General features: G+C 51.7%; 12 protein-coding genes. 2 read left to right on the top strand and 10 right to left on the bottom strand.

All coding sequences use genetic code 11. The features are described from left to right. Window positions 1–46 precede the first annotated feature (46 nt). The 6 genes from B1C80_RS18620 to B1C80_RS18595 all read right to left on the bottom strand — a co-directional run bounded on the left by B1C80_RS18620 (window position 47) and on the right by B1C80_RS18595 (window position 4869). Entirely contained in the window at window positions 47–1201 is a 1155-nt protein-coding gene (locus tag B1C80_RS18620) for a DUF563 domain-containing protein (RefSeq protein WP_077922716.1), read from the bottom strand. Window positions 1202–1354: 153 nt separating this feature from the next. Beyond that, on the bottom strand, window positions 1355–2722 hold the full coding sequence (locus B1C80_RS18615) for a Gfo/Idh/MocA family protein (protein ID WP_077922715.1): 1368 nt from the start codon (window positions 2720–2722) through the stop codon (window positions 1355–1357). A gap of 115 nt (window positions 2723–2837) precedes the next feature. Next, window positions 2838–3563, bottom strand: a complete 726-nt coding sequence (locus tag B1C80_RS18610; RefSeq protein ID WP_077922714.1) for a DUF3891 family protein — start codon at window positions 3561–3563, stop codon at window positions 2838–2840. A gap of 82 nt (window positions 3564–3645) precedes the next feature. Next, on the bottom strand, window positions 3646–4149 hold the full coding sequence (locus tag B1C80_RS18605; RefSeq protein ID WP_077922713.1) for a pyridoxamine 5'-phosphate oxidase family protein: 504 nt from the start codon (window positions 4147–4149) through the stop codon (window positions 3646–3648). 96 nt (window positions 4150–4245) lie between these two features. Further along, a complete protein-coding gene (locus B1C80_RS18600) occupies window positions 4246–4656 on the bottom strand; it encodes a four-helix bundle copper-binding protein (protein WP_077922712.1) in 411 nt (136 codons plus the stop codon). Window positions 4657–4686: 30 nt separating this feature from the next. Beyond that, the gene (locus B1C80_RS18595; RefSeq protein ID WP_236648832.1) at window positions 4687–4869 is read right to left on the bottom strand and encodes a hypothetical protein; all 183 of its coding nucleotides are present in this window, start codon (window positions 4867–4869) and stop codon (window positions 4687–4689) included. 1309 nt (window positions 4870–6178) lie between these two features. On the opposite strand from B1C80_RS18595, the gene B1C80_RS18590 reads away from it, so the two are divergent. Further along, the gene (locus B1C80_RS18590; protein ID WP_077922710.1) at window positions 6179–6895 is read left to right on the top strand and encodes a hypothetical protein; all 717 of its coding nucleotides are present in this window, start codon (window positions 6179–6181) and stop codon (window positions 6893–6895) included. A gap of 501 nt (window positions 6896–7396) precedes the next feature. On the opposite strand, the gene B1C80_RS18585 is transcribed toward B1C80_RS18590, so the two are convergent. After that, entirely contained in the window at window positions 7397–8875 is a 1479-nt protein-coding gene (locus B1C80_RS18585) for a hybrid sensor histidine kinase/response regulator (protein WP_077922709.1), read from the bottom strand. A gap of 88 nt (window positions 8876–8963) precedes the next feature. Continuing rightward, entirely contained in the window at window positions 8964–9383 is a 420-nt protein-coding gene (locus B1C80_RS18580; RefSeq protein ID WP_077922867.1) for a response regulator, read from the bottom strand. Window positions 9384–9953: 570 nt separating this feature from the next. Between B1C80_RS18580 and B1C80_RS18575 the strand changes: the two genes are divergently transcribed. Continuing rightward, window positions 9954–10598 (top strand): porin family protein, encoded by a 645-nt coding sequence (locus B1C80_RS18575; RefSeq protein ID WP_077922708.1) that lies wholly within the window; start codon window positions 9954–9956, stop codon window positions 10596–10598. Window positions 10599–10669: 71 nt separating this feature from the next. Here the strand turns inward: B1C80_RS18575 and B1C80_RS18570 are convergent, their stop codons facing one another. Together B1C80_RS18570 and B1C80_RS18565 are read right to left on the bottom strand one after the other, a co-directional pair. Then, window positions 10670–12130: a sigma-54 dependent transcriptional regulator gene (locus B1C80_RS18570; RefSeq protein ID WP_077922707.1), complete on the bottom strand. Its 1461-nt coding sequence runs from the start codon at window positions 12128–12130 to the stop codon at window positions 10670–10672. 88 nt (window positions 12131–12218) lie between these two features. Continuing rightward, a complete protein-coding gene (locus B1C80_RS18565) occupies window positions 12219–12593 on the bottom strand; it encodes a response regulator transcription factor (RefSeq protein WP_077922706.1) in 375 nt (124 codons plus the stop codon). Between the last annotated feature and the right edge of the window lie 58 nt (window positions 12594–12651).

Below are 12651 nucleotides of genomic sequence, written 5' to 3'. Positions count from 1 at the left end.
GATCATCTTCACACAAAAAAAGCGGACCAGACGGTCCGCTTTTTTCTTAGTAAGCTGGCTCGAACAGCTGATCAAGGGCGGCTCGTAAGGCCGGTATAGATACGTGAACGTCAGCTTCGAGATCGCGATCATCGTCCAGCGCACCAGAATACGTAGCCGCGTACCGCAGTCCTGCCCAGGCAGACAGGTAGAAGAAATAATCGACCACGTACTTGGGCGAAAACAGCTCGAAGAGAGCGGTTCCTGGCTTGCACCAGATCAGGTTCGTAAACGAGGCCCCGTGTGGGCCCAGGATGAACGACGCGTTCGAATAGATCGCAACCTGTTCGGCTATGGTTCGGGGCTCATCGTTGATGATGGTAAACTGATAGTCGTTCAGTAACGCTATCAGCTCTGCTTCGTTGCTGACCCGACGGCGACCCGACCGGCGGATATAGATCCGTTGGGGTTGCTGGACATTAGCCGATACCGCTTTTTCAACGTGGTTCTTCAACGCCTGAATGGAGGCTGAGTTGGGGTAAGACCAGTCGCCGTTGTTAGCCAGAATACAGCGGTCGGCGATCACTTCGGTATGGCGGCTGTCGATAATCTGATCCGGTCGAAACCCGAGCAGGGTCAGCAACTCCCGTTCGTACGATGTGTTGAACAGCGGGTAAGCCACCACCGCATTGGCCAGTACCTGAGCCGGTATGGTTTCCCTGATCCGGCAAAGCTTGGCCCCTACCAGCATCATGAAATCGTAATACCCTCCGTAGCGAACCCCGTCGAGCTGGTGGCTCCAGGGCGCGATCAGCACTTTAGCCCGGACGGTTTTTCGCCTGGTCGGGAACAGGGCCGCTTTGACCACCCCCCGCAGGTCATCGAAATCCGTGCAGAGTACCCGCCCCTGGGTTCTGACACTGCCGAGAGGTAACATAACGGCTTTGCTATTCGGGCAATGGTAATCCCAGACGAAGCTGGTTTCGCTGGTCGCTACGGTTTCGGCGAAAATGAGTTTATCGGGCTCAAGGGCATCGTATACGTTCCGTAGCTTCAGCTGATTACCCGCCTGCTCGGAAACCACGTACTTAGCCAGAAATGAGTAGGTTTCGGAGCGGGACAGTAGTCTGAAGCCAAGCCAGCGGAGGAGAACAGGAACCAGCTGAGCCAGTAGGTCTCGTAACGTACCAAGAACTGTTTTTTTAGGAGCAGAGGAAGTCATCTAAACAGACAGGCCTAGTGGAAGAACCTGTCTGTTCAGACGCTTTTCGGGCTGAACCGTCAAAAAATGGGCTGAATATTTTATAAACGGTGTTTTTGCTGATGTGACCCGGCTGTTCTGAAGGCCCTGGCCATCGACTCGAACGTGTTGTAACTAGCTTTGATACGGGTGTTTCCAGGGCTGCCGGTAGGGTCGTTTCAGCAGGGCGGTGGCCTCCTTGTCGCCCACGACAACGTGCTTTTTAGGATCGTATACCACCGGTCGGCCGATCTTCATGGAGATGTTGGCCAGTATACAGCTGGCGGTCGATATATGAGCCTCGTCAATGTTGGCTACGGGGCGGCCGTTCGTCTCGATCGCTTCCAGGAAATTAAGCATGTGTTGCCGGGTAGCCGGGGCCGCGTTCAGTTCGATACGCTCTTCGGTAAGGTCTTCCGGATACTTTTCTTTCTCGAACACGACGTCTTTATGAATTTTGGCCGGCCCTTCTTTCCCCTGCGGCACAAAGTCGTAGCTCATCGTGCTGGCCATAAGCGTACCTTTTTCACCGTAGAGCGTAAACGCCCATGGATAGTCGGGATTGGCGGGCGTTCCCCAGGACCGGTGCTGCCACACACAGTTCAGGTTGTCATACTCAAAAACGGCCGTTTGCGTGTCGGCAATGTTCGACTTACCTTCTGTCTGCACATAGATGCCTCCGGTTGAGCTGATCTTATTGGGCCAGCCCAGACCCAGCATCCAGCGAACGGCATCGAACATATGTACGCACATATCGCCCATGATACCGTTGCCGTATTCCATGAACGTGCGCCACCAGCGAATGTGCGGCAGGCCATCGTACGGACGAAGGGGAGCCGGGCCCGTCCACAGGTCATAGTTAAGGAAATCCGGGACAGGCACTACCGGCGGGTTCCCGTTGGCCTTCATGTGGTAATAGCAGCACATTTCCACGTGCGATATCTTTCCCAGCAACCCCGCATCGACTACGTTTTTCTTGGCATCGATTAGGTGGGGGGTACTCCGGCGCTGGGTGCCTACCTGTACAACCCGGTTGTATTTCCGCGCAGCGGCTACCATAGCCTCCCCTTCCAGCACATCCACGCTGATGGGTTTCTGCACGTAGACGTGTGCCCCTGACTTCATGGCTTCGATAGCCTGAAGCGCGTGCCAGTGGTCAGGCGAGCCGATCAGAACGATGTCGAGTTTGTTTTCGGCCAGCATCTTCCGATAATCTTCATACTGCCGGGGTGTCTGTCCCGATTTCTGACGCTGACTGACAAGTTTTGCGGCCTGAGAAAGCTGATTTTTATCAACGTCGCACAGTGACACCACCTCGACCGGGGCGACCTGGATTAGCCGGAACAAATCGCTTTTACCGTACCAGCCCGTGCCGATCAGGCCTACGCGGTACGTTTTGGGAGGGGTCGAGAAAGCCAGGCTATTGGCACCCAGTGTAGTAAGAGCAAGCGACGCTGACGTACCCTGCAGGAAACGACGGCGGTTTATCGTGACCGTTTGCATTATTGAACGAACGTAAAAGTGTGACTTAGGAATAGCGTTCCCAAGTTAAGGCATCGGCCGGTAAATATCAGATTTACGCCCCCTTTAAACGACAGACTCGCTCAGCATTGGTCGATTACTGCCTGAACGTCCAGGTTTTCACTGCCACGGGCGCATCCTGAATAGCGTTGTACAGCTCTTCGTCCGAGCTGAATACCAGTTGCTTCAGCGGGAAGGTTTCGACGTGTACCGTTAGTTCCGGCTGATCGAAGGGCCAGGGATCGAGGCAAAGCGATTCGTCGGGGCGCTGTGAGATGTAATACGATACGCCATCGGGGCCTACGCTTACCTCTAAACGTCGGCCTTCGGGCGGCACCTGATCCAGACAAAGCACCAGCGACAGCGCATCGCACCACTGCACAAAATCGTAGGCATACCGGGCTTCGTCTTTACTGGCTCCGCACTGCCTGCGCCACTTTTTCTGGTTATCAACCTGCTGGTCCAGGAACTCGTCCAGGGCGGCATCCGTCCCCCGTTTGGGTTCGTACAGGAAAGACGTATGCATCGACAGCATCAGGGCATTCCAGCGGCTCTTCTGCAGGCCAATCTGGATCATACTCCGACACTGGTCTACCGAGTACTGGAGAATTTGAAAATGGAGAGGGGCGCCAGCCGTGGTCAGGTGGTTACGGCCCTGCCAGGGGTCCTGCCCGTCGTCGTGCTCAGTCAGGGCAATAAGGGTCTCTACCCAATAGATGGGGCGTTTCGCGTCCTGCCAGTGCATAGCCGCCTGTACAGCCAGCAGCCCGTGCGCCTGCTGGTTAATAATTCGCCAACCTTCGTCAGTCTGAGTAACGATCATCTTCCTGGTAGCAACACAAAGCGAGCCGAACGACCGACTGAAGCAGTTGCTTCGGCCAGCCGTTCGGCTCGCTTTGTTACTGTTAATTGTATACTTTTTCGTTTTCGCCCATTTTGGGTGTCGTTCCTGTCAGCGCAGCCGAGGCTTGCTGAAACAGCCGGACCATGGTGCTGTCGTTAGAATCCCAATACTCGGCCATGCGGGTATGCACCTTGAGCAGCGTTAGATTCGGATCGTCTTTGCCGTTGGGAAACCAGGCCTTGGCCTGCGGATTCCAGAGCTCGTCGATCTTGGCCTGGTCGTGAAGCTCTTCGGCTGTACCCGAGATAGATACGTAATCGGCATCACTAACGTCGGCAAAGGCAATGTTGACCTGCTTGTCGTGCTGCTCGATCTGATCTACTTTGGGCGACGTTTTTTGGGTAAAGAACCAGAGTGTGCCGTCTTCATCCATTTGTAAAACAGCCATTGGCCTACTTTGCAGATGACCTTCTTCATCGACGGTTGTCATCATGGCAATCCGAATGTTGCCAACCATCTTACGTACTTTCTCCAGTTGATCGTTTTTCTGTGGTTTCGTTTCCATAACGCGAATAGGTTGTCATATCAGGTAGCGTCGTCGGCTCCTCAGAGTCCGGCGTTGACGGGTAAAGCGCCTGCTATCTACCCTATATGACTCGAATTAGTTGTATAATGTTTCGCGCAGGTCGATTCCGTAGAAGAGCGACATGGGGGTTGTGGCCGGATGTACCGCACTGGTCTGGCCGCTCATCTCCAGTATGCTCACGCAGCAGTGAATCGTTTGCTGACACATGGCGTACACCTGCTGGCAGCGATCGTTTTCAAACTGGAGTACTTCCTGGGCGCATTTCTCACAAACCTCAATGCAGGCGCTGGCCAGCAGACGAGTATTTTCTGAACCGCGCACGTAAAGCATGGCCAGCTGACGGCACATGTCGGCACAATCGAGATTCAGGAAAATACTCCGGTACCAGTTTTCAATGTCCTCATGCCGTGAGCATTCGGTTGCAAACGAATCACAGAGGGTAGCACAGCCAGTAAGGGTGTCGTAGATGTTCTTCTTCCAGATCATAACGCAATGACTATATTGAGGTTAGGGTCGTTAAACGAATGAATGAGTGCCCTGCACCAGTGAATCGTTATCACTGTGCAGCCGGCGGGCCAGACGACGGGCCTCGCTCACACTGGTCAGAATAACCTGTTGTTTATCCAGCTGTCCCTGTTCCAAAAGCTGGTTGGCAATCTCAATAGCTTTCGCCCGGGTACCGGGGTTAAGCGAGCGCATTGCGGCTGGGAAGTGAGTAGCGGTCCACATCATGTTAGTTACCTTTTCGCAGAACAGAGTGCCTATATCATGCCACGACATGAACCAGCCGGTCTTCAGGATTAGTAAACCAATACAAACTATTAAAGGTCAGCAGTTTACAAAATATAGGTTAACTCATTTTCCGCTCCAGACAGAATCAGGGGTATAGTGACTGTGTATATTCTGCCGGGTCAGTGTGTATTAAATTACCCAATGTTCATCAGCAGAAAATCCACCTGTCCAGAAGGCATACTGGCATCACTACAGGTGCGCCATGCGGGTGACTCCGGACTGGTTTTAACGGCGCAGAACCATTTGCCGCCCCTCCGTCAGCAAGGGCGCTGGCGAAAACGGTGTGCCTTAGTTTGTCGGGTTGACCATTAAGAGCCTGTTTAGGGAAGTCAGATTACACCTGGCCCCTGAGTTTAGGGAAGATACTTGTGGACGCTAGTCGGCTCGAATGGCTACCGTTTCCCCCCCCCAGCCCCCTAAAGGGGGAGTTAGCTTCGCCGAATGGGCTCCCCCTTTAGGGGGCTGGGGGGTGAAACGGTAGCCCCTCAGGCTAGTGGAATTCACATCAATTCCTTCCCCAAACAAGCTCTTAGGGGGGGTGGGGGTATAAGATCGGTACCCGCATGGCTTTAGCGTCTTAATCACTCTTTCCCAAACAACCTTTAGAGGGTTTAGTAAGGCGCTGCTGAGTCGACTGTTCGCCCAACCCAGAGTAGCTCCCATTTAGTGTGTATACAGTGTGTCAACTCTGGAAATTGGTTACTACATTTACAAGAATGTTTGATCATTCATTAATAAAAAAGCACGTTTCCAACTCTCGACTACATCTTCAGGTCTACGTCTAAAACGTAGCTTATGCGAATCGTAGCCAGTGTCATATTACTTGCCTTGCTAAGTTGTCATGACCCTTCCTCTGTTAATCAGTTATGCGTTAGAGGCCGTTACATTACCAGCTATTGCGAGGGGGTAGTGATTCAAATCGTAGATGGCACGCCTATTGGCCAAGAGTGGCGAAGTTCATTATATGGTTTACGTCCGAATTGTGTGGTAGCGAATCTTGACAGCCTTACTTTTAAGGGGTCGTCTGGCGCGGTATTAACTCAAAACGATTCTACCTTTTACTTTCAATATCGGGAAGGAGGCTATCCCCAAAAGGCGTATGTTCTTTGTCACCCGCCTTCTTTTATAACAATCACCGCTATCTCAGAAACCGCCTGCAGGTAACTCTCCGTGTAATCTTCTACCATAAGTTCTTTTAGCCAGCGAGTAACAGATCATGAATTTTGTAAAACGTATCGTCCTTAGTTGCCTGCTTGTTCTCTGCCTTTTGTCCAGCCTGTTGGCTCAAAGGCCCTTCCTGGAAGGAGTAATCAGCTATAAAGCGGATACGATTACCCAGGCAGAACCTGGTGGCCCTCCCCTCTTTCCTACTCAAACGATAGTGTACAAAAAGGGGAATGCCGTGCGGATCGAAATTTGGCGAGTCAATAAATTCGATTCAACTGACATCATGAAAGATATTTATATCCGTAATGATAAGGGGGCTTATCTATATACCGAGTCCACCAAACCCATTAACAGGATACTCGATAGTATTGCCCTGTTTATGACTCACGAGGAGGAAAAACAGCTTTTAGCGGAGCAGGCTCTTCAGGGCATGGAGTTCTACACGGTTGATCGAGTACTTCAAAAGACAACCTGGCTTAATCTACCGGCCGAAAAAGTAGCACTTAAAGGAGGTTCGAATCAGACATCGCCGGAGGCCGTTATCACCAGAGCAATTGATATTCCGTTGGGTACCCTTTTTAATTCGGTCAGTAAACTGCCGGGTACTCCCCTGCAATTTATGCTGGATGAACGCGGCTGGAAGATTCAACTCACGGCAACGAGTTTAACGGCAAAAGCGTTATCAGATACTTTATTCAGGCTAGATGCCAAGCGTAAGCCAATGAGCATGAGTCAAATGGGAGGAGAGTTATCTGACTTCAAATAATAATTTCGGTTAATTGACCTTTCGTCTCATAAACAGTTTTTTCCGCACAACGAACACGAGGAAAATACCAGATCTGAGGCCAACTGAGAAGTGGCCTTTTTCTGTGTCTACGGCTAAACGATCGGTTGGTAACAGACCACCGGCCCTGTTTTCACTACCCCACTCCCGCCAACGCATCAAGAATCAATAACTAAGCATGGCTCGCCCCCCTTCGTCTTCGCTGATAAAGGGGCAGGATTGGTTGTAGTCAGCTATAGCGTGATTAAGTCACGTCACCCTCTCCTCCCAGGTTGTTGGTAACCCCCACCGACTCAGTCGAACCGCAACTGGTATCCCAAATGGGAATAGCACACTGTAGCATTAGATCATCGCCTGAATACCCCGGACCGGGCGCGAGTATCATCGCTGGGTTACTGCCACAAGCCGACTCCGCCCGGGGGAATTGACGGGCGGCTTCTGTTGAAGAGATCAGTATCTACTTCAGAATGGTTTGCCGACGGTTTACTTCGGGAAGAGCAGTCGGAAGGTGGTTCCCTGCCCTACCTGGCTATCTACCTCTATGGTGCCTTTGTGACTGTTGATGATGTTCTGCGTAGCGGTCAGGCCCAGCCCCATGCCGCCCGACTTTCCCGTAAAGAACGGATCGAAGAGCCGCTGCCGGTCAGCATCGCTGATGCCTCCCCCGTTATCGGCCACTTCCACACAAACCCAGTTGTCTTCAATACAACTCGTTTTGATGGACAGAATACCTTTGCCTTCTTCCATGGCCTCTACGGCGTTGACGAGTATGTTGAGCAGCGCCGTTTTTACCTGATCCCGGTCGAGCAGGGCTGTGCAATCATCGGGGGCGAGCGATACCTCCAGGCGCATCCGTTTCAGCTTGATCCGGTCGGCAATGAGCTGCAGTGTGGCTTTGACAACGGCGTTGAAGTCCTGCTTTTTACGGTCCAGCTCGCGGGGTTTGGAGGAGTTGAGCATCTCGGTAATCAACTGGCCAATCCGATCAACGTTACGCCCGATGATATCGGTGAACATAGTTACGTACTCATTGTCGGTATCCAGTTCATCTTTGAGCTGCTCCAGAGCCAGGCTCAGGTTGGTCAGCGGGTTGCGAACTTCGTGGGCAATGCTCCGGGCAATCTTACCCGTCATGGTAAGCTTTTCGGCCAGGATGAGATCCTGCTGCGCCCGCTTCTGCTCGGTGATATCGCGTACTATACCCTGATACCACTCGGGTTTGCCAACCACATCTTCTACCGCCCAGACCGAAATCAGGCAGATGCGCTTACGACCGTTTCGGTTGATGAGGGTTGTTTCATAATCTTTGATCTGGCCATGCTCCCGAACGTTGAATCGCAGCTCGCGCAGGTGGTTCAGGTCGGCAAAGAGCCGCGCGGGATTGAGCAGCCGCAGTTCGTCACGGCTGTACCCCAGCAGTCGTTCTACCGACGGGTTCGCATCCCGGAAGCGCAACTCATTATTTGCCACGAAGATGGCATCGATAGACCGTTCGAATAACGACCGGTATTTGTTTTCTTTCTGGGCTACTTCGGCCAGAACGCTGGCCTGGCGAAGGGCGTATCGAATACTACGCCCCAACAACTGAGCGTCGATGCGTCCCTTTACCAGGTAATCGGCCGCACCCAGCTCAAGAGCCGACTGATCGACCGTCAGGTCATCCTGCCCGGTAAGCAGAATCATGGGGGCACGGCAGCCGGCGCGAAAGGCTTCCTGGATGAGATCAATGCCCGTATGATGGCCCAATCGGTAATCGACCAGATACACATCATGCTCATTGGCTTCTATAGCTAACAGCGCCCGGTCATAACTTTCTACCCAGTCGAGTTTGATGTTTGCATTTTCCCGGGCCGAAACCAGGGCCTTGGTCAGCATGTAATCATCCTCATCATCTTCAACCAGGAGAACCCGGATCACATTCTTCTTTTCGGTAACGTCGAGGGGAGCAACAACCGGCATCATAACAGTGAGTAGTTAACAGGAACCAGTTTGTGTTAATTTCATACAATATACAATCCAAATAGCTGACCTCCTGGATAGCCCCAAGCTGTCAGGGTAGCTTAACCGTGTCCATCCAGTACGTCTTCAGCGCTCCAACCATCTCGACCAGGCGGCTGAAGTTAAAGGGCTTGGTGACAAATGAGTTAACGCCCAGGTTATACGTTTTCACCACATCCTCGTCGGCCGACGAAGTAGTCATCACAACTACCGGCAGGCGACGTAATTTAGGATCGTCTTTAATTTCTTCCAGCGCCTGAAATCCGTTCTTACGAGGCATATTCAGATCAAGAATGAGCAGATTGGGCCAGGGTACGTTCTGGTCGAGGAAGCGACCTTCGTGGCGCAGGTACTCCATCAACTCTTCACCGTCCTCAACAAACTGTATCGTTTGAGAAAATCCATTCTGACGCAGCGCCTGCTCCATAAACAAGCGATCATCATGGTCATCGTCAGCAATCAGAATAGTCATACTGGTAGGCTTACGGTGCATAGATTCGGTAAAGTAGTTCGTTACGGTAGTTCTAAAAAGAGGTAGAATACGCTCAGACAAATGTAACAGCTTCATACGCGCTGTCAACAGCCAGATAACGTATAATACATGTACCGCATAATGCCTGGCAATCGGCATTATACTTGTCAAAACTAAGCAAAATTGCCCAACTCCCGGCAGTGACTATCCATTAAAATAACGTAACCTATCCTGCCATAGGATAGTATTTATACCGAATCAGCAGACTTAGCCTGATTGACAGCTTTTTACGTATATAGAACAGGGATACTCATGAACAGATGTGTGCTTCCTGATTTCAGATTAGGATTGTCTATGTTCTACAAAATGGGGAGATTATTACGCAACAGCTGTCAGTACTTCGCTCCGCTCTTTTTCCGATCTACCCCGATAAAGTGGTAAAATGCAACACGATAGGCCCTTCAAATGCATTCAGAAGACTTTTGGCACGATTTTGACATATTAGCCGTCATGAGTCGGTGCAACTGAGTTAATGGTGGACCTGCTCTTCACGTAAATCACTAGATCGTTATGAAAAAGTCGATGAACCTACTGGTAGCTACTGCAGCCCTGGCTGTAGGCAGCCTTGTTTTTCCTTCATCTGACGCCCTCGCCCAGGGCCGGGTCAGAACAGGTATCAAAGGGGGGCTGAACGCAAGCTCACTTTTTTACGATAACCAGGGTGTCAGCAACAAAAATGAGCGTATCGGATTCCACGCAGGCTTGTTTGCGCAGGCACCACTTGGCGAATTTCTGGCCATTCAGCCTGAATTGCTCTACTCGACCAAAGGTGCTTCTGCCGATTACAACCTGCTGGGTTTTAACGGACGTAATACATTCAGACTTAACTACGCTGAGCTGCCCGTATTACTGACGTTCAAACTGGGCCAGGCCGTTGAACTCCAGGCCGGCCCTTACGCAGCCTATCTACTGAACTCGAACATCAACTCGAACGGCGATTTCGGGAGCGGCAGTAGCGCGATCAACCGCGATAACTTCAACAAGGTCGATTACGGTATCGCTGGCGGACTCAACATCTACTTCGGTAAAGCCTTTATCGGCGCTCGCTATGAGCAGGGGTTACAGCGGATTGCGAACAGCGGAGCCGCCCGTACGTTGCTGGGTAATGCCAAAAACAGCGTAGGGTTACTGTCGGTAGGTGTAAGCATCAACTAAGAAACTGCCCATAAGAAAGGCCGCCTGAATCAGATTCAGGCGGCCTTTCTTATGTTTATACACTCTATATGCTAGAGATGAATATCGTATGCTTTGAGTTTGTTGTAAAGCGTTTTGCGATCGATGTTGAGCACTTCAGCGGCTTTGGTTTTATTGTAGCCGGTTTTCTCAAGTACCTTCAAGATGGCGACCCGCTCGGCGTTTTCCGACACTGATTTCAGGTTGGCGGCCGACTGACTCATAACGGGCACACCCGGTCGGGCCGGATCAAACGAAACCTGAACGTTGCCTGCGGTATCGTCGGGGGCAAAATACTGAGGGGTGATTATTTCATGGGGGAGTACATCGGCCTCCACATAATCTCCCGATGTCAGCAGTACAGCCCGTTTTACCACGTTCTGCAGTTCTCGAAGGTTTCCGTGCCAGTAGTACTCTTTCAGTTTCTCCTTCGCTTCATCATCGAAGCCAAGAATATCCTTTTCGAGCTGCCGGTTGGCCAGTTCCAGAAAGTGTTCGGCAAAGATCATAATATCGGCCTTGCGTTCGCGCAGGGGCGACAGATGAATTTCGAACTCGTCGATCCGGTGGTAAATATCCTCGCGAAAGCGCCCCTGGCGAACGGCTTCGCGCAGGTCTTCATTCGTGGCTACGATAATCCGCACATCGACGGCAATATCCTGGTTGCTACCAATGCGCCGAATCTTACGCTCCTGCAACACCCGAAGCAACTTGATCTGGTTGTCGTAGGACAGGTTGCCGATCTCATCGAGGAATAAGGTTCCGCCGTTGGCGAACTCGAAGCTCCCGGCTTTATCGGACATGGCCCCGGTAAACGCACCCTTTACGTGGCCAAACAATTCGCTGCCGGCCAGTTCCTTGCTCAACGCTCCGCAGTCGATAGCCACGAAGGATTTGTCGGCCCGTTTGCTTTTGAGGTGAATGGCGTTGGCTACAAACTCTTTGCCTGTACCTGTCTCGCCGGTAATAATAACCGACATGTCTGTGGGGGCAATGAGATCAATATGTTTCTGGAGTTGTTCGGCTACCCGGCTTTTGCCGAAGATGAACCGTTTACCATCAGGGGCCAGCGAGCCTTTATTACCAGCAGCTCTGGTGGAAGTAGCTTTTGCCGGACTGGCGGTTGTTGCAGCTGGCTGGGTGAGCGACTGACTGCGACGTTCCAGCGCGCCTTTGATGGTGTAAAGAATTTCGTCAGGGTAGAGCGGCTTGGTTACGTAATCATAGGCACCGTGCTTCACCGTCTGCACAGCCACCCGTACGTCAGAATAACCGGTAATGATGATCACGGCCGTGGTTGGATGCATGACCTTGATTCGGCGCAGCATCTCCAGTCCATCGATATCCGGTAGCTTGAAATCGCAGATGACTAGTTCGAACGATTCCTTACGAAGCAGAACGAGCCCGTCCTCTCCCCGTTGCACCGACGCTGTTTTATATCCCTGTTTGCCAAGAAACCGTTCCAGCAGCAGGCATATGTCGTTGTTATCGTCAATGATTAATATTTTCTCCATGAAGAGGCAGTAGCTTACTCAGACAGCCCAAGGCTAACTATGTTAACAGGAAATAACGAAGCGTTGTTGGCTGCTTGAACAAAGTTACTCAAACCTGAATGGTTTGCAAAGCCATTTCAACCGACCTTCTGGTAAACGGTTTGCCTATAAAATAGTCGGCTCCCTGCTCGGTAGCGCGTCTGCGTTCGGCCTGTCCGTCAAAGGCGCTGATCATGATAATCTTGGTGTCAGCCTGCTCCTGCTTGATAGACGGCAGCAGATCAAACCCCAACCCATCGGGCAGGTTTAGGTCTAAAAACACAGCGTCAAACTGCTGTGCGCTCAGGCACTGTCTGCCTTCTTCTATGAAGTGGGCACAGGTCGGTTGGTAACCCAACCGACGAAGTAAACCGGACAGTAACAAACAGATGTCGGCTTCGTCGTCGACTATTAACACGCGTTTGGCGTTACTCACTGCATTCATTACGGCTGGTCGGTATTGCTGGCCCACACTGGCTCCTGTCATTGTGCTTACCACGGTA

Origin of the sequence: Spirosoma sp. 209, from assembly GCF_002006735.1 — a bacterium.
Taxonomy (GTDB): Bacteria; Bacteroidota; Bacteroidia; order Cytophagales; family Spirosomataceae; genus Spirosoma; species Spirosoma sordidisoli.
Note: the sequence above shows the minus strand (reverse complement) of the source record. Positions and strands in the feature narration are given on the sequence as shown.